Source organism: Paraburkholderia sp. IW21, assembly GCF_041321145.1.
GTDB lineage: Bacteria > Pseudomonadota > Gammaproteobacteria > Burkholderiales > Burkholderiaceae > Paraburkholderia.
Window position 1 is genome coordinate 235,738 of sequence record NZ_JBGGWA010000007.1, and the last position, 20,146, is coordinate 255,883.

Annotated in this window: 18 protein-coding genes; 10 read left to right on the forward strand and 8 right to left on the reverse strand. The window is 63.3% G+C overall.

The annotated features are described in order from the left end of the window. Positions 1–34 precede the first annotated feature (34 nt). The 4 genes from ACAX43_RS18695 to ACAX43_RS18710 form a co-directional block, all read right to left on the reverse strand. Entirely contained in the window at positions 35–805 is a 771-nt protein-coding gene (locus tag ACAX43_RS18695) for a DUF4118 domain-containing protein (RefSeq protein ID WP_370709899.1), read from the reverse strand. A 386-nt stretch (positions 806–1,191) separates the two neighbouring features. Continuing rightward, on the reverse strand, positions 1,192–1,710 hold the full coding sequence (locus ACAX43_RS18700) for an SLATT domain-containing protein (protein ID WP_370709900.1): 519 nt from the start codon (positions 1,708–1,710) through the stop codon (positions 1,192–1,194). A gap of 41 nt (positions 1,711–1,751) precedes the next feature. Then, on the reverse strand, positions 1,752–2,795 hold the full coding sequence (locus ACAX43_RS18705; protein WP_028194510.1) for a rod shape-determining protein: 1,044 nt from the start codon (positions 2,793–2,795) through the stop codon (positions 1,752–1,754). 125 nt (positions 2,796–2,920) lie between these two features. Further along, entirely contained in the window at positions 2,921–3,316 is a 396-nt protein-coding gene (locus tag ACAX43_RS18710; protein ID WP_370709901.1) for a hypothetical protein, read from the reverse strand. Between the two features lie 148 nt (positions 3,317–3,464). Between ACAX43_RS18710 and ACAX43_RS18715 the strand changes: the two genes are divergently transcribed. Together ACAX43_RS18715 and ACAX43_RS18720 are read left to right on the forward strand one after the other, a co-directional pair. After that, positions 3,465–4,142: a heavy metal response regulator transcription factor gene (locus ACAX43_RS18715; RefSeq protein ID WP_370709902.1), complete on the forward strand. Its 678-nt coding sequence runs from the start codon at positions 3,465–3,467 to the stop codon at positions 4,140–4,142. Beyond that, positions 4,142–5,608, forward strand: coding sequence for a heavy metal sensor histidine kinase (locus tag ACAX43_RS18720; RefSeq protein ID WP_370709903.1), 1,467 nt, complete (start codon positions 4,142–4,144; stop codon positions 5,606–5,608). Before ACAX43_RS18715 ends, ACAX43_RS18720 begins: the two co-directional genes overlap by 1 nt. Before the next feature lie 67 nt (positions 5,609–5,675). On the opposite strand, the gene ACAX43_RS18725 is transcribed toward ACAX43_RS18720, so the two are convergent. From ACAX43_RS18725 to ACAX43_RS18735, 3 genes are read right to left on the reverse strand one after another with little or no spacing between them, the layout of a single operon-like run. Further along, entirely contained in the window at positions 5,676–7,160 is a 1,485-nt protein-coding gene (locus ACAX43_RS18725) for an efflux transporter outer membrane subunit (protein WP_370709904.1), read from the reverse strand. Positions 7,161–7,195: 35 nt separating this feature from the next. Further along, positions 7,196–8,569 (reverse strand): efflux RND transporter periplasmic adaptor subunit, encoded by a 1,374-nt coding sequence (locus tag ACAX43_RS18730; RefSeq protein ID WP_370709905.1) that lies wholly within the window; start codon positions 8,567–8,569, stop codon positions 7,196–7,198. A gap of 19 nt (positions 8,570–8,588) precedes the next feature. Continuing rightward, entirely contained in the window at positions 8,589–11,834 is a 3,246-nt protein-coding gene (locus ACAX43_RS18735) for an efflux RND transporter permease subunit (RefSeq protein ID WP_370709906.1), read from the reverse strand. A 272-nt stretch (positions 11,835–12,106) separates the two neighbouring features. Here ACAX43_RS18735 and ACAX43_RS18740 point away from each other — a divergent pair, with 272 nt between their 5' ends. Continuing rightward, positions 12,107–12,400, forward strand: coding sequence for a DUF4148 domain-containing protein (locus ACAX43_RS18740; protein WP_370709907.1), 294 nt, complete (start codon positions 12,107–12,109; stop codon positions 12,398–12,400). Positions 12,401–12,419: 19 nt separating this feature from the next. Here ACAX43_RS18740 and ACAX43_RS18745 read toward each other — a convergent pair whose 3' ends face one another. Continuing rightward, complete coding sequence (locus ACAX43_RS18745; protein ID WP_370709908.1) at positions 12,420–12,590, reverse strand: hypothetical protein; 171 nt, start codon at positions 12,588–12,590, stop codon at positions 12,420–12,422. Positions 12,591–12,927: 337 nt separating this feature from the next. On the opposite strand from ACAX43_RS18745, the gene ACAX43_RS18750 reads away from it, so the two are divergent. The 7 genes from ACAX43_RS18750 to ACAX43_RS18780 all read left to right on the forward strand — a co-directional run bounded on the left by ACAX43_RS18750 (position 12,928) and on the right by ACAX43_RS18780 (position 20,145). Then, entirely contained in the window at positions 12,928–13,782 is an 855-nt protein-coding gene (locus ACAX43_RS18750; protein ID WP_370709909.1) for an IclR family transcriptional regulator, read from the forward strand. Next, complete coding sequence (locus tag ACAX43_RS18755) at positions 13,779–15,101, forward strand: MFS transporter (RefSeq protein ID WP_370709910.1); 1,323 nt, start codon at positions 13,779–13,781, stop codon at positions 15,099–15,101. The genes ACAX43_RS18750 and ACAX43_RS18755 overlap by 4 nt, the downstream gene beginning before the upstream one ends. Before the next feature lie 20 nt (positions 15,102–15,121). Continuing rightward, entirely contained in the window at positions 15,122–16,141 is a 1,020-nt protein-coding gene (locus ACAX43_RS18760; RefSeq protein ID WP_370709911.1) for a ketopantoate reductase family protein, read from the forward strand. Continuing rightward, positions 16,138–16,890: an SDR family NAD(P)-dependent oxidoreductase gene (locus tag ACAX43_RS18765; protein ID WP_370709912.1), complete on the forward strand. Its 753-nt coding sequence runs from the start codon at positions 16,138–16,140 to the stop codon at positions 16,888–16,890. Before ACAX43_RS18760 ends, ACAX43_RS18765 begins: the two co-directional genes overlap by 4 nt. 30 nt (positions 16,891–16,920) lie before the next feature. Then, a complete protein-coding gene (locus ACAX43_RS18770) occupies positions 16,921–17,829 on the forward strand; it encodes a polysaccharide deacetylase (RefSeq protein ID WP_370709913.1) in 909 nt (302 codons plus the stop codon). 282 nt (positions 17,830–18,111) lie between these two features. Beyond that, positions 18,112–18,918: a GntR family transcriptional regulator gene (locus ACAX43_RS18775; protein WP_370709914.1), complete on the forward strand. Its 807-nt coding sequence runs from the start codon at positions 18,112–18,114 to the stop codon at positions 18,916–18,918. Between the two features lie 21 nt (positions 18,919–18,939). Further along, positions 18,940–20,145, forward strand: coding sequence for an ABC transporter substrate-binding protein (locus ACAX43_RS18780; protein ID WP_370709915.1), 1,206 nt, complete (start codon positions 18,940–18,942; stop codon positions 20,143–20,145). Position 20,146 lies beyond the last annotated feature (1 nt).

Genomic DNA, 20,146 nt, shown 5'->3' on the forward strand with positions numbered 1-20,146 from the left:
CGTCAAATAAGAGACTCGTGGGTTGGCTCACGGATTACGCTCCGATCCGCAGCACGAGAAACTCGCCGGCATGCGTGGTGAACCGTTCGCACACGCAGTCAGTGAGCCTCGACACACCGTCGCCGCTTTTCAGCCGCACGCGATGACTGCCGGGCCACAGTGCCTTGCTGAGCCGCTGGATGTCTTCGGGATCGACATCGGCAAAGCGCGGGCCCGGCGCAATCTCATTGGGCAGACGCGGCAGGGGGCCTTGCGGCTTGACGTCGTCTGCCGGTTGCAGGGCGTTGCGCTCGAGTGCCTGAATGAAGATGAAGGTCTTGTGATGATGCGACAGATGCCGCAACAGCCGGTGCGTTTCGTCGACGCCGCGGCGCGCGAGCATCCGTTCGTTGTCGTGACGCAGCAGCATTTCATAGCGCGATTTCGCAACCGATGCGATCAGCTCCGCGCGAAACTGCGAGCGGCGCAGGCGTTCGATCAGCATGATGACGAGCAGCGTCACCAAAGGGTAGGAGATCAGCAAGACCAGGTCGGCGCGATCGAATACGGCAATGGTTGCGTAGGGCGGGACGAACAGATAATCGGCGATACCGAGGCCGAGCAGCATAACCGTGAGCGCCGGAGCCAGTCCGCAAAAATATTCGACCAACGACGCCGCGATGCAAAATGCGGTGCCTGGCATGATTGGTCCGATTAACGGATGGAGCAACATGCGCGCACCGCTGGCGATCGCCAATGCGGCAGCGGCGGTGAGCCAGACGCGTGTTCCCCGTGGTGCCCAACGGCGGGCGTTTTGAACTTCCATAATCTTTTTTATAGGGAGCGGTTGCGCTTCCCGATTGAATGTGGCAATGCGCATTTAAGCGCAAGTCGGACAATATCATAATCGGGCCGCGGCAAAGGCCGGGAAAGACCGGGAAAAATGCAAATACCGGACTGCCGGAAAGGAATATCGTGTCTGGTATGGCTGGCGGAAAAACTTGCCGATGAAGGAGCGTATGCTCACCACCGTGAATTATGTTGGAGGCGAGCTTAAGTGACGCTTAAGGAGCTTTAACCGGTTCCAAGCGGCCCTTGCGTGATCTTTCAAGGTTACATGCCTATAAAAGCATGCAGCGGCGCTCTAATTTCAGTTAAAGCAATTTACCCATGACACAGAACATTTGTTTGTCCTTCTAACGCAGAGGGCACCTACGCATCGCGGCTTCGTTGCGGGTCGTCGGAGAGGGTTCGCTGGGTGCGATAAAAGACGCGGGGCGGCACGTTCGGCGAATCTTCCGCGAGCCGGTCGAGTTCGTCGCGAATGGCGGTGAGATAGTGGCCGTCACGCGCATCGGCGTCGCCTGCGAAGATCGCTTCCAGCCTGCGCCGCACCGCGCCATAGCGCGCGCCTGCGGCGCGGTGCTTTTCCGCACGCTCGGCGTATCTGAGGAAAGTTTGCAGCGCGGCGGAGACCGCAGCGGTGACGCTCACGAGGCCCACGACAATCCTCAGCGCCGGCGAGACGGCGGCCGCATTCAAAGACGCAAATACCGCCGTACCCACAAAGGCAGTCAATGCCGTCACCAGCCAGCCGACCCGCCGGTCGCGTGCCGATAGCAGATCGGCCATGTCGTAATGGCTCATCTGGGATTCACGCGCGCGCCGGATCCATTTCAGCAGAAGCTGGTCTTCGTCGACCGGCGGCTCGTACGCAGTCAGGTTCTTCATATCGCTCCGAGATGCGTGGCAACACAACCGTCACGCCACTTTCATTCGTAGGAAAAAGCCCCGCCGAATTTATCCATCCGCTCCAGCGCCATGCCCGAGCCGCGTACCACGCAGGTAAGCGGAGCTTCGGCGACGAACACCGGCAAGCCGGTTTCTTCGGCAAGTAGCCGGTCCAGATCGCGCAGCAATGCGCCGCCACCCGCCAGCATGATGCCGCGCTCGGCGATGTCCGCGCCGAGTTCGGGCGGCGTCTGTTCGAGCGCGATCTTCACCGCGGAAACGATCTGATTCAGCGGATCGGTGAGCGCTTCGAGAATCTCGTTGCTGGACACCGTGAAGCTGCGCGGAATCCCTTCCGACATATTGCGGCCTTTGACTTCCATCTCCTTGACTTCGGAGCCTGGAAACGCGGAGCCGATTTCCTTCTTGATCGCCTCGGCGGTCTGTTCGCCGATCAGCATCCCGTAGTTGCGGCGAATGTAGTTGACGATCGCATCGTCGAACTTGTCGCCGCCCACGCGCACCGAGCCTTTGTAGACGACGCCGCCAAGCGAGATCACACCCACTTCGGTCGTGCCGCCGCCGATGTCGACCACCATCGAGCCGGTCGCCTCGGACACCGGCAAACCCGCGCCGGTGGCGGCGGCCATGGGCTCTTCGATCAGATAGACCTGGGAGGCGCCCGCGCTATGCGCGGCTTCCTTGATCGCGCGCCGCTCGACCTGGGTCGACCCGCACGGCACGCAGATAATGATGCGTGGCGACGGCGCGAACATCCGCGATTCGTGCGCCATCTGGATGAAGCGCTTGATCATCTGCTGGGTGATGTTGAAGTCGGCGATCACGCCGTCCTTCATCGGGCGAATCGCCTCGATATTGCCCGGCACCTTGCCGAGCATCTGTTTTGCTTCCTTGCCGACGGCCAGAATGATCTTCTTGCCGTTCGGGCCGCCTTCCTGACGGATCGAGACCACCGATGGCTCGTCAAGCACGATGCCCTTGCCGCGCATGTAGATGAGGGTGTTCGACGTGCCGAGGTCAATCGCCAGATCGTTGGAAAAATAGCCGCGCAGAAAACCGAACATGCAAATTCCTGTCTCGCTGATGCCGGGCGCGTGAACGCGCCGTTTAGGAATGCCGCCCGGGGGCGGCAGGCGACCAGTTGACGGTCGGGAGAGAGAGCGAAGAATAACAGCTTCGAGCAGGGGAGCTAGTGTGGGGCGCGTGGCCGCAGCGAGTTCTCGGCCTGCCATTTGATGCGCTCGCAATTGCTTTTGACCCGCGCTGCGAAATCCGCGGGGGAGTTGAGTTGCAGCGAACGCATCTGGATGGCGTCGTTATCCCCGCGCCGCCAACCCGCTTGCCAGCGCATATCGAACTGGCTGGCCTCGGTGAGAACCTTTCTGAGCTTCTCTTTGTACTCTGTCACGTCCTGCGCGGACCCTCCGCAGAACGCCTCTACAAAATGGGCGCGCTGGCCGGCCGCTTCGGCGCTGGCATTCGCGCTGTCCTCGCTGGCCAGCGCGGGTCGCGGCTGCGTCAGCAGCACAAGCAGCAGAGGTGCTGCCGTGAGCAGGGCGTGATAGCAAGACCAGTTTTTATACACGATTGCCTCCTTGAAGGATGTCCTTGTTCAACGGTACGGCAGCCGCTTACGCCTCGCCGCCCTGCTAGCAGCTACATTACCGGATCGTAATCCTATGCGCTCCGCTTGCCGGTATGATTTGGTCGTCGAGCACAGCGGAGCACTCCCCATGCGAATCCTGGTGATCGAGGACGAGCTCAAAACAGCGGCTTACCTGAAGAAAGGCCTGGAAGAATCCGGCTACGCGGTCGATGTAGCGAACGACGGCCCGCAAGGGCTGATTCTCGCGCAGGAAGAAGAATACGACGTGATCGTGCTTGACGTGATGCTGCCCGGCATGGACGGCTGGACTATCGTCAAGACCCTGCGCCGCACGCGCACGACCCCGGTGCTGTTCCTCACCGCCCGCGACGACATCGACGACCGCGTGCGTGGCCTCGAACTCGGCGCGGACGATTATCTGGTCAAGCCCTTTGCCTTCGTCGAATTGCTGGCGCGCGTGCGCACGCTGGCGCGCCGTGGGCCGCCGCGCGAAAGCGAACTGATCAAGGTGGGCGATCTGGAAATGGACGTTAACCGCCGGCGCGTGAAACGCGGCGGCACGCGTATCGATCTCACGCCACGCGAGTTCTCGCTGTTGCAATTGCTTGCTCGCCGCCAGGGCGAAGTGCTGAGCCGCACACAGATCGCGTCCTATGTGTGGGACATGAATTTCGATAGCGACACCAATGTCGTCGAAGTCGCGATCCGCCGGCTGCGCACCAAGATCGACGATAACTTTCCCGTCAAGCTGATTCACACGGTGCGGGGCGTCGGCTATGTGCTCGAACTGAAGGATGCCGCTTGATGCGCGGCCGCTCGCTCGCCGCGACGCTCGCGCTTGCGTTCGGTGTCACCACGCTGGCGGTTTTCGTCCTGGTGGGGAGTTTTCTGTATCTTGCGCTGGAGAAGCAGATCAAGGCCCAGGACGATCTCGACATCGTGCTCGCCGCGCGCCATGCACGGCGGCTCGCAGAGGAGCTCGATACGTCGAAAGGCATTCGCGAGCACGGCGACCGTTTGAGCAGCATCGTGCTCGGTAATGAAGCGATGTCGATGGCGATGTTCGATCCCGATGGGCGCAGGGTGATCGAACACAATGCCGCGGAGACGTTCGCGGCGCCGGGCGCGGCCAGTGGGACGGCTGGGGACGATGCGCGCTCCGCGCTGCCGCCGCTCACGCGCATTCCCGCTTCGGCGCGCATCACCGAGGCGGCCATCGGTGACTGGACCGGACGCAACGGCGCGCCGATCCGCGGCATCCTCACGGACACGCAGTTGCACGACGGCGAAGTGGCCAGCGTGCTGGTGGCGCGCAATATGAGCGACCGCTGGCTGCTGCTGGACCGCTATCGCGACAGGCTCAATATGGCAGGCGCGGCCGGTGTGATTCTGGCAATGCTGCTGAGCTATCTGCTGATTCGCGCGGCCATGCGGCCGTTGCGTGATATCGCGGCGAGTGCGAGCCTTGTCACGGTCAATCGCCTGAATACGCGGATCACGGTGGCGCGCGTGCCGAGCGAGCTTGAGGCGCTGGTGGCAGCGTTGAATGCAATGCTCGAACGCGTCGATCACGGCTTTCAGCGCCTGTCGCGTTTCACCGCCGACCTCGCGCACGACATGCGCACGCCGCTTGGCAATATGCGCGGCGCCGCCGAAGTCGCGCTCGCCCGGCCGCGCTCCGTCGACGAATACGAGTCGCTGCTCGCATCGAATCTGGAAGAGTGCGACCGGCTCTCGCGAATGATCGAAAACGTGCTGTTTCTCGCACGCGCCGAACATCCGCAGTTCGCCAAACACATGCGCGAGTTCGATGCGGGGCAGGAACTGACGCGCATCGCCGAATACTTTGAAGGCATCGCCGACGAAGCGAACGTCAGGCTGCCGGTCACCGGCGCGGCGACGCTAACGGCGGATCTTGAACTGTTTCGCCGCGCCGTCAGCAATCTGCTCGCCAACGCGATCCGCTATACGCCACGCGGCGGTGAAATCGTGCTCGACGCCAGCGCATCGGCCGACGAGGTGCGCGTCACTGTGTCGAACCAGGGGGAGCCGATCGCCCCCGAACATCTCGAACGGATCTTCGACCGTTTCTATCGCATCGATCCGTCGCGCAGTTCCTTGCCTTCTTCCGGTTTGTCGCAAGGGTCCACGGGTTCGACGGGGCTCGGGCTTGCCATTGTCCGCACGATCATGGAACTGCATGGCGGCACGGTGCATGCGGAGAGCGATGCAAAGAGCACGCGTTTCATTCTTACGTTCCGGCGGGTTTAGGGGTGGCGCGAGGGGCGAGCTATCGACGCGGCCGCCAAGCCAATCCAATCCAGCCAATTGCGCACCATTAAGACGGAGATCCGTCACGACTGCCTAAGGGCGCCACGTTGTGCGCCGCCGAACCATCGCCCGGCCCACGCCACGTCCCGCCCAACGCCTTCAACAACAACACACTCGATTCCAGCTGCCGTGCGGCAATCTGGTCCGCCGTGCGCTGATTCGTCAACGCAATCGTCTGCGCGGTCACCACGTCGAGGTAGCTCACTGCGCCCGCGTTGAAGCGGTTCGTCGTGAGCCGCAATGAAAGGTCGGCGGCCGTGGCCGCGCGCTGCTGGCTGGCGGCTTCGTCGGCGAGTGAATGCAGCGCGGACAGGTTGTCCTCGACCTGCTGGAAGGCCACCAGCACCGACTGCCGGTAATCGGCGACCGCGCCGTCGTACTGCGCCGTCGCGCCATGCAGGCCGGCCTTGCGCCTGCCGCCGTCGAACAGCGTGCCGACCAGTTGCGGTCCAAGCGACCAGAACAGACTAGGCGCGCTCAGCCACGGCGCGAAGAAGGTGCTTTCCAGCCCGGCGCTCGCCGTCAGAACCAGGTCCGGGAAGAACGCCGCGTGCGCCACGCCGATCTGCGCATTCGCCGACGCCACGCGCCGTTCGGCAGCAGCGATATCAGGGCGCCGTTCGAGCAATTGCGACGGCAAGCCGACCGGAATCGCCGGCGGCGTCACCGCCGAGCCGTTCGGCGGCAGCGTGAAGGTCGAGGCCGGCTCGCCGATCAGGGTCGCAATCGCATGCTGCATCTGCGCGCGCGTTACGTCGATGTCGGTGTCTTGCGTGCGTGCCGCTTCGAGTTGGGTGGTGGCCTGGGCGACCGCGGAGGCATCAATCGCGCCATTTTTCAGTTGCTGCTGCAGCAGTTTCAAAGCGGCGGCGTAAGCGGTCACGCTGTCGTCGAGCAACTTCTTCTGCGTATCGAGCGAGCGAAGGGCGAAATAGTCGACGGCGAGATCGGCGCACATCGACAGGCGTACGGCTTCGAGATCCGCCGCGCTCGCCGCGGCATCGGCTCGCGCGCCGGTCACGGTATCGCGCACCCGGCCGAACAGATCCGGCTCCCAGCTCGCCGACACGCCGGCTGAATAATCAGGCACGGTCTTGCCCGCGAGCGATTTCCCCTCGACGTTCTGCGAGGTCCGCGAGCGATCCTGGGCGGCGCCCGCGGTAATGGTCGGGAAAAAACCGGCGCGCTGATAATCCACCATCGAACGCGCTTGCTGCAGTTGGGCGACTGCCTTGCGCACGGTCTGATTCGAGACGTCGACGCGCGCTTCGAGTTGATTCAGCACCGGATCGTTGAAGAGGGTCCACCATGGGCCGCGCGGCGCCGCGTCGGCAGGCGCGGCCTGCACCCAGCCAGGCGCCGCGCCCGCGTATTGCGCCGGGATTTCGGCTGTGGGGCGCTGGTAAGGCGGCAGTGTCGAGCAGGCGCTCAGCAACGCGCCGATCAGCGTGGCGACAAGCGAACGGCGCAGCAATGGGCGAGAAGGAGACATTGGAAACATCGGCAGATCCTTTCGATGACTGACGCTCAGCTGTGCATGACCGGCGCGACCTGCACGGCCTGACCGGCGCTTAGCGAATCGCCGGGGTTGTCGATCACGCGGTCGGTGGCCGCGAGGCCCGTGGTGATTTCCACGTGCGTGCCGAAATCGCGCCCGATATGCACTGCCTTGAGCGCCGCGTGGCCGTTGCTGCCGACCACGGCGACCATGACGCCGGCCGGACGAAAGAGCAGGGCGCTGACCGGCAGATCGAGCGCCGTGGACGTCGACTGCAACTGCAGATGCACTTGAGCGTAGGCGCCGGGCATCAGCGCGCCATCCTTGTTATCGACGTCGACCTCGACGCGCAACGTGCGGCTCGTCGGATCGATCGAGCCGGTACTGCGCGCGACCCGTGCGGCGATGTGCCGGCCCGGATACTGTTGAGCGGTCAGATACACGCCGGTGTCGGGCGTGACGTAGGGCGCGTCGTTCTGCGGCACGTCGACAAAGACGCGCAGCACGCCGGTCTGCTGGAGATGGAACAGCTCGCCCGACATGCCCGCGGTGCCGGGCGTGCCGCCCGCTGTCACCAAAGCGCCGACGTCGACATTGCGAGCGGTGATGACGCCGTCGAACGGCGCAGTGATTTTCTCGTACGAGACCATCTCGGCCAGATGCGCGACGTTGGCCTGCGCCGACGCCAGCATCGCGCGGCGCGCTTCCATGTCGCTGACTTTCGTATCGGCGTCCTGCTGCGCGACCGATTGCGTTTTCAGCATCTCCTGCCAACGCTGTGCCGTGGTCTTCGCGAAGTCGAAGTTGGCCTGCGCGGTGGCTTCGTCGGCGCGCGCCTGGCGGAGTTGCGCGTCCAGCTCGGGGGCTTCGATCGTGGCTAGCGTCTGGCCGCTCCTGACTTGTGCGCCGATGTCGGTGTTCCAGTGCGCCAGATAGCCGCTCGTACGCGCGTAGATCGACGCTTCGGCGAACGGTGTCACCGCGCCGGGCAGCAGCAGTTCGTGGACGGCCGGTGCGGCGCGCGGCGTAATCACCGAAACGCTGAGTACGCTTTGCGCTTGCGTTTGTTGCGTCAGTGCGGCGCTTGCATGCAGACGTGGCACGATGCCGACGATCAGCAACGCCGCGGCGAGACTAGCCAATCCGAGCGGCCACACGCGGCGGCGCAGCTTCGTGCGTGTGGTCTTGTCGGCGGAGCGTGCGGTTCCGGCGGTGTCGGCGTGCGGGTCTTCCTTGTCGCTAGCGGGTCGAGTGGACGAAGCGGCTTGAGCGGTCTCAGCGGCAGGCGCGTTGTCTGCGGCACGGGCCGCTTCGTCGGCCTTGGCGGGCTCAGCGGCTCGATCAGCCTCGACGGCCGGTTCAGACCTGTCGCCGAGGTCGCGCGGAAGTGATGGATTGTTCATGAGCAAGCTCTTGTCGGAGTCAATGTGTGCGGGCCGGAACGCCGGATTCGTGGGTGTGAGTGCGAGCCGCGCGGCGCTTGTCGAGCCACGCATGCACCATTCCGTAGACGACCGGGACGAACAGCAAGGTGGACACCGTGCCGAGCGCGAGGCCGCCGATCACCGCACGGCCGAGCGGCGCGTTCTGTTCGCCACCGTCGCCGAGACCGAGTGCCATCGGCAGCATGCCGATCAGCATCGCGAGCGCGGTCATCAGCACCGGACGGAAGCGGCTGAAGCCGGCTTCGAGCGCGGCCTGCAGCGGCGGCTCGCCGCCGTGGTGGAATTCACGCGCGGTGTTGATCACGAGAATGCTGTTGGCCGTGGCAATGCCAATGCAGAGAATCGTGCCGGTCAGCGCCGGCACGCTCAGGCTAGTGCCGGTGCTGAACAGCATCCACGCAATCCCCGCGAGCGAGCCTGGCAGGCCGCTGATGATGATGAACGGATCGAGCCACGACTGAAAATTGACAACCATCAGCAGATAGACGAGGGCGATCGCGAACACGAGACCGCTCGCGAGACCGCTGAACGACTCGTGCATCGCCTGCACCTGGCCGCGCACCACGATCGACGCGCCGGGCGGCAATTGCGGCCGGATCCGATCGACGAGGCGTGTCACGTCGGCCGCCACACCATCGAGGTCGCGCCCTTGGGCCGACGCGAAAATATCGAGCACCGGCTGAACGTTGTAGTGCGAGACGACGGCTTGCTGGGTGCCGCGTGTCAGCGTGCTCAGTGCGCCGAGCAGATTCTGTGGCCCGGGGCCGTTTCCGTTTGCCGCAGCGGACGCCGTCACCCCGCCCGTACCTGCGCCACCGCTCTGGGCGACCGGAATATTGGCTAGCGCCTGCAGCGAGTTGACGTCGTACTGAGGCATCATCGCCATCAGCGGATAGCTGACGCCGTTGCGCGGATCGAGCCAGAAATTCGGCGAGGTCTGCGAACTGCCTGAGAGCGCGATCAGCAGGTTCTGCGACACGTCGCGTTGCAACAGGCCGGCCTGAATTGCCCGTGTGCGGTCGACGTTCACGTTGATCGCCGGCGCATCGCCCGGCTGCTGGATACGCGCGTCGACGAGACCGCGCACGCCGCGCAGTTGTGCGAGCAAGCGGTTCGCCACGACGCGATTGGCGTCGAGCTGGTTGCCGACGATCTGGATATCGATCGGCGCGGGCAGGCCGAAGTTGAGAATCTGGCTGACGATGTCGGCGGGTAGAAATGCAAACGTGACGCCAGGAAAATCCTTGGACAGCGTCGTGCGCAGCGTCGCCACATAGGCGGCGGTGGGCTTGTGTCCGGCCGCGAGCGTGATCATTACGTCGGCGTCTTCCGGGCCGATCGGGTCCGACGAATCGTAGGTCAGGTTGATACCGCTCACCGGCACGCCGATGTTGTCGAGCAGGGCCGCGAGCTCCTGTTTCGGAATCACGCTGCGTACACGGGCTTCGACTTCGTCGGTGATGCGGGCGGTGTCTTCAATACGCGTGCCGGTCGGCGCCCGCAAATGCAGGCGAATCTCGCCGGTATCGACAGCAGGAAAAAAGTCGCGACCGGCAAACGGCACCAGCGCGAGCGAACCGATACACAGCAGCAGGAAGATGGCGATGAACCGGCGTGGTCTCGTGATCGCCGAGCCGAGCACGGCGCGATAACGTTCGCGCAGCATCTCGAAGCGATGTTCGAAGGCGGCCTGGAAGCGGATCAGGCGCGCAATCGGCCCATTGCCCGTGACCGGCGTGTTGCTGCGCGCACGCATCAGGTACATCGCAAGGGTCGGGACCAGCGTACGCGAGAAGAAATACGACGCGATCATCGCGAACACCACCGCTTCGGCGAGCGGCACGAACAGATAGCGGGCGACGCCGGAAAGCAGAAACATCGGCACGAACACGATACAGATCGACAGCGTCGAGACAAAAGTCGGTACGGCGATTTCGCCCGAGCCGTTCAGAATCGCGTCGTGCAGCGGTTCGCCATTCTCCAGATGGTGCGTGATGTTTTCGATCGCGACGGTCGCGTCGTCGACGAGAATCCCCACCGCGAGCGCGAGGCCGCCGAGCGTCATGATGTTGATGGTCTGGCCGAGCGCGGGCAGCGCGATCAGCGAGGTCAGCACCGCGAGCGGAATCGATACCGCGATGATCAGCGTGGCGCGCCAGCTGCCGAGAAACAGCAGGATCATTAACGCGGTCAATGCGGCGGCAATCACCGCCTCGCGCGCCACGCCCACCACCGCCGACTTCACGAACACCGACTGATCGGACAGCGCGCTGATATGCAACGCGCTCGGCAATCCGGCCGCGATATGCGGCAGCATCGCCTTGACCTGCTGGATGATTGTCAGCGTCGACGTGCTGCCGGATTTTTCGACGGTGAGCAGCGCGGCGCGTTTTCCGTCACTGCGTACGATGTTGGTTTGCGGCGCATAGCCGTCGCGCACATGGGCGACGTCGCGCACATACACCACGCCGCCGGCCACCGTCCTGATCGGCAGGTCGTTCAGCGCGGCCACGGTGTCGGTGCTGCCGTTCATCTGCACGTTGTATTCTTTCTGGCCGATTTTCGCGGTGCCGCCAGGCAGAATCAGGTTCTGCGCGTTGACGGCATTGACCACGTCGAGCGGAGCGAGGCCTTTTGCCTGCAGCGCGCGCGGATCGATATCGACCATGATCTGCCGCACCTTGCCGCCGAACGGCAACGGCACCGAGGCGCCTTGCACCGTCGCCAGTTGCGTGCGGATCTGGCTGTTGCCGAGGTCGTAGAGCTGCTGTTCGGACAAAGTGTCGCTGGAAAGCCCGAGCTGCAGGATCGGCACCGTCGACGCGTTGTACGTAATGATGTTCGGCGGCAGCGTGCCCGGGGGCAGCACGCGCAGGATCGATGCGGAATTGGACGCCGCCTCGGCAATCGCGCGATTGATGTTGGCGCCCGGATGGAAAAAGATCTTCACCACCGACACGCCGTTCAGCGATTGCGACTCGATATGTTCGATGTCGTCGACGTCGGAGGTCAGCGCGCGCTCGTAATTCGACGTGATCCGGTTGGCCATGTCCTGGGCGGAAAAGCCGTTATACGTCCAGACGATGCTGACCACCGGGATGTCGATATTCGGAAAGATATCGGTCGGCGTGCGCAGTATCGCGAGTGGGCCGACGATAAAGATCAACACCGCGAGAACCACGAATGTATAGGGGCGGCGCAGCGCGAGCTTGACGATCCACATGACGATTTCCTGAAAAGAGGCAGATGGAAGCGCGGGGCGTTTGACGTGCCAGGCGGCGCGTGCCGGGGGCTTCGCGAATCAGGAGTGTGGGGGTTTGGCCCTTACGTGCCGCGGTCCGGTACATTACCGTTCTGTTATCTGGTTTTTCTTTTAACGGCGGTGCGTAGATAACCAAACGGTAATCCGCAGGTCAGTGCTCCGACAGCTGAAATGACAAGAATAGGAAGCGTGGTTCAGGCCACGCATTTCTTGCACATCATCGGAGAGACATCATGAAACTGCTTGCCGCTATTGCTGTTGCCGCCCTCAGCCTGCCGTTCGGCGCGAATGCTTTTGCTCAAACTCAAACCAACCCATCGGGACTGACGCGCGCCGACGTCATGGCTCAGTTGCAACAGGCTCAAGCTGAAGGGCTTGTGCCGACGCGTAGTAACGACTATCCGCCATCGGCGTCGGAGATCGCCCGCAACCGGGAAATCTACGCGATTCAGCACGGCACGGATGGCGCTGGCGCGGTTAAAAGTGCTGGAGCAGATGCCACGGATGCTGCGGCGGCTTCAAATTGAGGCCAGCAGGTTGTCACCGTTACGGCCGGTCGCGGTTGCGCGCGCGTGTAGCGCCCGTGATGACCGCGACGCCGAGCATGATGACCGCCACGATCGCGATCGTATGCTGAGCGACGTGGAGCGCCATCAATCCCCACGCCACGCCGCCTATGAGAATGATCCAACCTACGAGATAAATGAGCAGGGTCATCGTTTTTTCTCCTTTTTCCATTCGACGGACGAGACCAGCTTGCCTGTGATGGAAAGCGCTGCCGGTCGCCCCGATTGAGCCGCTGAACTTGCCTGCGCGGACTGGCGTTGCCGCTACGGATCCAGCCCAGGCAATCACCGGGTCTAACGAGCAGCAGATTCCGCGCCTGGCGCCGATGAGCGCCCCCACAAAGTCCGTCCGCCGCAGTAGCTGATGCCGCTGCCTGATGATTTCGGGCCGTATTCGCAGCCGAAGGCGGGGTGTTTACCCTGGAGCGCTTGACCCTCGAAATTTCTTCAATTAACGTGGTTCGCATATCTGCAACACGTTCCTATATATGAACGATTCGGTTAGGTCCGCTGCGCGGGCCCTCGATCTTCTCGAGTATTTCGCGGCCGCAACGGAAGGCGTGGCGCTCACTACCGTCTCCGCGCTCTTCGGCATGCCAAAGAGCAGCACGCTCGCCCTGTTGCGCACGCTTCTTTTGCGCGGCTACCTGGTTCGCGACGAGCACGGCCTGTATGGCCTGAATGAAGCATTTCGCAGCCGGGGATTTGGCTGGGGCGGCGACCCGCTCGCGCGGCTCGTCGCGATGATCCGCCCCGTGATGGACCGACTCAGCGAGGATCTCGGCGAAACCGTGATCCTCGGCGCGCTTGGCGACAACGGCTGCATCCGCTTCATTGCCAAGTCGGTGGCCAATACCGTCGTGCGTTATGACGTCGACCTGAGCAGCGTCAGCCCCGCTTACTGCACCGCCATTGGCCGGGTGCTGCTGTCGCGCCTGCCGCGCGAGCGCCGCGACGAGATCCTCGCCGCGCAGCCTCGCACACAACTCACCAGCCACACCGTAACGGGTCTCGACGCGGTCCACGCGCGCATCGAGCGCGCCGCCGAAGACGGCTATTGCATCGTCGAGGAGGAATACGCGCTTGACGGCATCGGCGTGGCGATGCCCGTTTGCGGGTTGGACGGCACCCCCATCGCCGCGCTTGACGTGGGCTGCGTCCTGAGCCGCTTCGCCGCGAAGCGCGAGCTGATTCTCGAAACGCTCAAAGCTGCGATCGCCGGATTGCCACCGCAGTTTTTTACCCAGCCATCGACGTCAGTCGCGACAACCGGAGGCGCATCAACCGGGGAATCCGAATTGGAGTCGGTGCCCGCGTCGTCCTTGAGGAAAAATCGGAAATGAATCAAGCAGACCTCTCCGCCGCACCGGCGCCCTTCGTCGCCGATGCGCCGCCGCGCTTTCACGCTCGCCGCCAGTTGATGGCGGCGATGATTGGAAACGTTCTGGAATACTACGATTTTATTGTCTACGCATTTCTCGCGGCGACACTCGCCCGCAATTTCTTCCACGCCGGCGAACTGCGCGGCCTGCTCGCGAGTTTCGCGGCGTTCGGGGTAGGTTTTCTCGCACGCCCCGTCGGCGGCGCATTGATCGGCCGGATCGCCGATACGCAGGGCCGGCGCGTCGCGCTGCTCGTCACCATTTTCGGCATGGCGCTGGGCACCGTCGGTATTGGCCTGTTGCCGACCTACGACAGCATCGGCGTGGCGGCGCCGATCATGCTGGTGGCGCTGCGGTTGATTCAGGGGCTGGCTGCTGGCGGCGAATGGGGCAGCGCCACGTCGTTCATCATCGAATCCGCGCCGGCGGAAAAGCGCGGCCTGTACGGTGGCTTGGGGCAGGCGTCGATCGCCGCATCGTCGCTCGTGAGCAGCATTGTCGTGGGCCTCGTGAGCGCGTCGTTCACGACAGCGCAAATGGATGCGTGGGCATGGCGCTTGCCGTTTCTGATCGGCGGCTTGCTGTTGCCTATCGGCATCTACATGCGCCGCAACATCGACGAGACGCCGGCCTTCACGCAGGTCCAGGTCCAGGTCCAGGGCGAGGCCGCGAAGCCTGCGCCGCTCTCGCGCGGCGCGGCAATCGCGATGATGGGTAAGGCGTTCGGGTTCACCATCATCTGGACGGTATCGTATTACGTGATGTTGAGCTACATGCCGACGTTTCTCACCAAATACGCGGGGCTCACCACGACGCAGGCGCTCATGTCGAATTCCGGCGCGCTCTTCGTGCTGGTGCTAGCCACACCCGGGTTTGGCTGGCTGTCGGATCGTATCGGCCGCAAGCCGCTTCTGCTGGGCTGTTGCGTGGGCTTCGCGCTGCTTTCCTATCCGCTGTTCCGCCTGATTCTCGGCGGCGTGTCCTTCGGCGCCATTCTTGGCGTGCAGATTTTCTTCAATCTGTTCATCGCGGCCTTCTCGGGCGCGGGGCCGGCCGCACTGTGCGAAATTTTTCCGACGCACTCGCGCACGACGCTGCTGTCGATCGGCTACAGCCTGTCCACCGCGATCTTCGGTGGCTTTGCGCCGTTCCTTTCGACCTGGCTGATCGGCGTCACCGGCTCGCCCATTTCGCCGTCGCTGTATGTGATGGCCGCCGCGGTGATTTCCGGTGTCGTCATCTTCTTCTTCCGCGAAACGGCCCACGAGCGGCTTCGCTAACCATGCAGGAACGTCAACCGATGGAACAAGCAATCTTGATCTGGGGTGCCGGCGCGATCGGCGGCACGATAGGCGCGTATCTCGCCCGTGCGGGCCAGGCCGTCACATTCGTCGATGTGGTGCCGGCGCACGTCGAGGCGATTCGCGATCCGTCTCGCGGGCTACGCATCACCGGCCCGGTCGACAGTTTCGTCGTCAACGCGCCGGCTTTCCTGCCTGAGGAACTGGTGGGGACCTTCGATCGCATCTATCTGGCGGTCAAGGCGCAGGACACGGAACGCGCATGTCGCGCGCTCGCGCCGCATCTTGCCGCGAACGGCTACGTCGTCTCCTTGCAGAACGGTCTATGCGAGCGGTTGATCGCCCAGATCGTCGGACCCGAACGCACGGTCGGCGCCTTTGTGAATTTCGGCGCGGACTGGATCGAACCCGGTGAAATTCTCTATGGCAATCGCGGCGCGGTCGTGGTCGGAGAAATCGATGGCGCATTGACGCCGCGTGCGCATGCGCTTCACGCAACCCTGCGCGCATTTGAGCCGGACGCCATTCTGAGCGAGGACATCTGGTCGTATTTGTGGGGCAAGCTCGGCTACGGATCGCTGCTTTTTGCGCAGGCGGTCGGGCAGCTCGGCATCGCGGACTGCCTCGGGCGCGGCGAATTGCTGGCGTTGTGGCGCTCGCTCGCAGGCGAAGCCATGCAGGTGGCGCAGGCTGAAGGCGTAAATCCGCGCGGCTTCAATGGTTTCGATCCGGCCGCGTTCCAGCGCGGCGCGACTGAACAGCAGGCGCGCGCGAGCGTCGCGGCGATGGTCGACTTCAACCGCCCGAATGCGAAGACGCACTCGGGCGTGTGGCGGGACCTTGCAATCAGAAAGCGCCGCACGGAAGTGGATATGCAGATTGCGCCGGTCGTCGCGATCGGACGCACGCACGGCATCGAGTGCGCGAAGCTTGATGCGCTGGTGCGCATGATTCACGAGATCGAGGATGGCGCAAGGCCGCTGTCGGATAGCAACCTGAACGAGTTACTCGCCGCATGAACATTTCTTTCGAAGGGAAAGTGGTGGCCGTGAGCGGCGCCGCGATCGGTTTCGGCCGTTCCATTGCGGAGCGCTTTGCATCGCTCGGCGCGCGCGTGTTCGTCTGCGACGTGCGTGCCGACGCGCTCGCGGAACTTGCGAGCCAGAGCATCGCGACGGACGTCGTGGACCTTACCGACCGGGCCGCGGCAGCGGCCTGGATCAGAAGCGTCGAATCGCGGGCAGGACAGCCGCTCGACGTGCTTGTCAACAACGCGGGCGGCGTGGCGGGACAGGCACATCGTCCATTGGAAGACGTGAGCGACGAGGACTGGGACCGCGTGATCGACGTCAATCTCGGCGCCACCTTCGCGCTCTGTCGCGCCGCCGCGCCCGGGATGAAACGCGCAGGCCGCGGGGCGATTATCAACATCAGCTCGGGCGCGGCGTTGCAGGCGTCGCTCACCGGGGTGCAGGCGTATTGCTCGGCCAAGCACGCGGTGCTCGGTCTCACGCGGCAACTCGCGCACGAACTCGGACCTCACGGTATTCGCGTCAACAGCGTGGCACCCGGTTTCGTGCGTACCAACGATGCCACCGAAAAGCAGTGGGCGGCATTCGGCGCTGAGAAACAGCGCGCGCTGATGAACGGCATCGCAATGCGTCGGCTCGGCACGCCCGACGAGATCGCCGATGCGACGGTCTTTTTCGCGTCGGAGCTCGCGAGCTTCGTCAACGGACAGATTCTTTCGGTAGACGGCGGCCGTTAATCCACACCCCTAATCATCAAGGAAACGATCATGAACAAGCCGGAAACAGCAGGTCGGACAGCAGAGCCCTGGCAATGGGAGGAACAGACCTGGCGCGAGGCCGTGAACCAGGCGCGCGCAGGCCGCAGGCTGCGCCCGAAGTCATGGCCCGGTGGCGCGCGCTGCGCGGTGGCGCTTTCTTTCGACAGCGACCATGAGACCAATGAATTGCGCGACGGAGGCAAATCGATCAGCAGGATGAGCTGGGGGCAGTACGGCAATCGCGTGGGCATGCCGCGCATTCTCGAAATCCTGGCGCGCCACGACGTGAAGGCGAGCTTCTACGTGCCGGCCGTCGCGGCATTGTTGCACGAGGACGAGCAACGCCGCGTCGTGGAAGAGGGACACGAAATTGGCATTCACGGCTGGATTCACGAATTGAATTCGGTGCTCCCCTACGAAGCCGAGCGCGACCTGATGTTGCGAGCCGCCGATACGCTCGAGAAGATCACCCGCGTGCGGCCAATCGGCCTGCGCACGCCTTCATGGGACTTCAGTCCGAACACCCTCGCCATTGCAAAGGAGATGGGTCTGCTGTACGACTCATCACTGATGGCCGACGAGGATTGCTACGAGTTGCTGCTGCACGGCGAACCGACGGGGATCGTCGAATTGCCGGTGGAATGGATTCGCGACGACGCTGTCTACTTCAGCATGCATCGCTTCCAGTCGCTGCGGCCTTACACGCCTCCCACGGATGTGTTCGACATTTTCCGTCGCGAGTTCGATTACGCCTACGAAGACGGCGGCCTGTTCCAGCTGACGATGCATCCGCACGTCATCACGGCGCGCTCGCGTATCTGGATACTCGAAGAGATCATTCGTCACGCGAAGTCGAAGGACGTCTGGTTCGCGACGCACGCGGAAGTGGCGGCCTATGTAAAGACGCATTGCGACTGAACGCTCGTCGCTCGACACCTTGCCGATCAGGCAGGTCTGGTAGAAGCCGACGCCAAAGGGGGGCGAACAGTCCGATGCCCATGGCCAGGATGGCGACGATGCCGTACTGCACCAGATGAAGCGGGACACGCAGCCGAAGGATGTTCGCAAGGTGGTCTCGAAGCCGGGACCCGGGCGTTTTCCGGCTGCGATCGAGAGGACATTTAGGGGTTTGCCATATGGAACAATTGATCGCGCATTTGTTCTATTGACCGAACAATATGACACTTCTACAGTGGTCGCATGGAAACGACGCTACCGCTGCCGAAGTACCACCAGATCTACCTGGTGCTACGCGAGCAACTGCAGGAAGGACGCTTCGACAATGAAGGCGTACCGGGCGAACATTTGCTTGCCGACCAGTTTGCTGTCGCGCGCATCACGATCCGCAAGGCGATGGAAATGCTGGTCGCCGACGGGCTCGTGACGCGCCGGCCCGGCGTGGGCACATGGCCGCTGCGCGCGGATGCAGGCAGGAAGCAGGGCGGTCCGAACGCGAAACCGGTGTCGCGCGAGAAGGCGCATCTCACCGGCCTGCTCGAAAACATCGTCAACATGGGTTTGCGCACGACCGTCGAAGTGATCGACAGCACGGTGGTGCTGGCGTCCGAGGCGGTGGCCGAGGCGCTGCACCTGGCGGTGGGTGATCCTGTGTACAAGAGCATTCGCGTGCGTAGCACCTCCGCGGGGCCGGTGTCCTTCATCACGACTCACGTGCCGCAGGCGGTCGCCGAAATCAATCGCAAGGACCTGAAGCGCAAACCGCTGCTGATGCTGCTCGAAGAGGCGGGCGTCGAGCTGGGCGGCGCCACGCAAACTATCTCCGCGCGCCTCGCGGACGCGGTGGTGGCACGCCACCTCGAGATCGCGGTGGGCTCGGCGCTACTGGCAGTCACGCGGCTCGTGCGCGATACCGGCGAGCGTCCTGTGCAACTGCTGCAAGGCTTGTACCGGCCCGATCGCTACCAGTACCAACTGCAACTGTCCCGTATTGGCGATATCGACGCCAGGGTGTGGGTCAGCGAAGAACTGTCAGCGTCGTTCAATTAAAGCATTTCCTACGGAGATCCCATGAGTTCTCGTCGCACATTCCTGCGTCAGTCTACTGCCGCGGCCGCGCTGGTTGCGGCACCCTGGGCCGCTCGCGCGGCGAGCGCCAAAGCCATCAAGGTCGGCGTGCTGCATCCGGTGACCGGCGCGTTGGCGTATTCGGGGCAGCAATGCCGATTGGGCGCGCTGCTGGCGATTGAAGACATCAACAACGCGGGCGGCATCAAATCGCAGGGCGGCGCGCTGATCGAGGCGGTGCTGGGCGACGCGCAGTCCCGTCCGGAAGTCGGCTCGGCTGAAATCGAACGCATGAACGAGGCGGCCGTCTCGGCGGTGGTGGGCGCTTACGCTTCGGCGATCTGTCTCGCCACCACGCAAACCGCCGCGAAATACGGGCTGCCGCACGTGGTGGATGTTGGCGTGGCCGATCAGATCGTCGAGCGCGGTTTGACCAATACGTTCCGTTTCGGGCCCGGCTACAAGACTTGCAGTTCGCGGGCGGTCGAGAATCTCAACGCACTGAACACCGCGGCCGGCAAGCCCGCCAAAACGGTGATGATCGTGCATGAGGAATCGTTGTTCGGTACCGGCACGGCCGCCTTGCTCAGCAATGAATTGCCGAAGTACGGCTTCGAGATCAAGGAAGTCATCAAGCATCCGAATCCGACGCGCGACTTCAACAACATCGTATTGCGCATGCGCGCGGTGAATCCCGACATCGTGATTCCGGCCAACTACTACAACGAATACGCGCTACTGCTGCGCGCGATGAAGCAGCAGAACGTTCGTCCGAAAGCGATCTATTCGGTATTGGGCGGCGCGGCGTCGAGCTATAAATTCCTCAAGGAATTTCCGGACATCGCCGGCGGCATCATCGACTGCAACCATTGGTTCAATCCGAAAGACCCGCGTGTCGCACTGTTGAAAAAGCGTGTGGAAGCCAAGGGCGCGTACTTCTCATATGAAGTGTTCATGACCTACACGGCCATGATGCTGCTCGCCGATGCGCTCGAACGCGCCAAATCATCCGATCGCGCCGCGATCAACGCCGCACTCGCGGCCAGCACGTTCAAGAATCACCTGATGCCGTATGGCCCGACCCATTTCGTCAACGGCCAGAACACGGGTGCGCAACCACTGCTTACGCAAGTGGTGGACGGCGATATCAAGGTGGTGCTGCCGGAGGCCTACCGTCAGGTGGCGCCCGTGTTTCCGCTACGGAGCTGAG

What these genes read in the sequence shown, in the direction of transcription:
- ACAX43_RS18695 (WP_370709899.1), bottom strand. Translation starts at nt 805, where the DNA reads ATGGAAGTTCAAAACGCCCGCCGTTGGGCACCACGGGGAACACGCGTC.
- ACAX43_RS18700 (WP_370709900.1), bottom strand. Translation starts at nt 1,710, where the DNA reads ATGAAGAACCTGACTGCGTACGAGCCGCCGGTCGACGAAGACCAGCTT.
- ACAX43_RS18705 (WP_028194510.1), bottom strand. Translation starts at nt 2,795, where the DNA reads ATGTTCGGTTTTCTGCGCGGCTATTTTTCCAACGATCTGGCGATTGAC.
- ACAX43_RS18715 (WP_370709902.1), top strand. Translation starts at nt 3,465, where the DNA reads ATGCGAATCCTGGTGATCGAGGACGAGCTCAAAACAGCGGCTTACCTG.
- ACAX43_RS18720 (WP_370709903.1), top strand. Translation starts at nt 4,142, where the DNA reads ATGCGCGGCCGCTCGCTCGCCGCGACGCTCGCGCTTGCGTTCGGTGTC.
- ACAX43_RS18725 (WP_370709904.1), bottom strand. Translation starts at nt 7,160, where the DNA reads ATGTCTCCTTCTCGCCCATTGCTGCGCCGTTCGCTTGTCGCCACGCTG.
- ACAX43_RS18730 (WP_370709905.1), bottom strand. Translation starts at nt 8,569, where the DNA reads ATGAACAATCCATCACTTCCGCGCGACCTCGGCGACAGGTCTGAACCG.
- ACAX43_RS18735 (WP_370709906.1), bottom strand. Translation starts at nt 11,834, where the DNA reads ATGTGGATCGTCAAGCTCGCGCTGCGCCGCCCCTATACATTCGTGGTT.
- ACAX43_RS18740 (WP_370709907.1), top strand. Translation starts at nt 12,107, where the DNA reads ATGAAACTGCTTGCCGCTATTGCTGTTGCCGCCCTCAGCCTGCCGTTC.
- ACAX43_RS18745 (WP_370709908.1), bottom strand. Translation starts at nt 12,590, where the DNA reads ATGACCCTGCTCATTTATCTCGTAGGTTGGATCATTCTCATAGGCGGC.
- ACAX43_RS18750 (WP_370709909.1), top strand. Translation starts at nt 12,928, where the DNA reads ATGAACGATTCGGTTAGGTCCGCTGCGCGGGCCCTCGATCTTCTCGAG.
- ACAX43_RS18755 (WP_370709910.1), top strand. Translation starts at nt 13,779, where the DNA reads ATGAATCAAGCAGACCTCTCCGCCGCACCGGCGCCCTTCGTCGCCGAT.
- ACAX43_RS18760 (WP_370709911.1), top strand. Translation starts at nt 15,122, where the DNA reads ATGGAACAAGCAATCTTGATCTGGGGTGCCGGCGCGATCGGCGGCACG.
- ACAX43_RS18765 (WP_370709912.1), top strand. Translation starts at nt 16,138, where the DNA reads ATGAACATTTCTTTCGAAGGGAAAGTGGTGGCCGTGAGCGGCGCCGCG.
- ACAX43_RS18770 (WP_370709913.1), top strand. Translation starts at nt 16,921, where the DNA reads ATGAACAAGCCGGAAACAGCAGGTCGGACAGCAGAGCCCTGGCAATGG.
- ACAX43_RS18775 (WP_370709914.1), top strand. Translation starts at nt 18,112, where the DNA reads ATGGAAACGACGCTACCGCTGCCGAAGTACCACCAGATCTACCTGGTG.
- ACAX43_RS18780 (WP_370709915.1), top strand. Translation starts at nt 18,940, where the DNA reads ATGAGTTCTCGTCGCACATTCCTGCGTCAGTCTACTGCCGCGGCCGCG.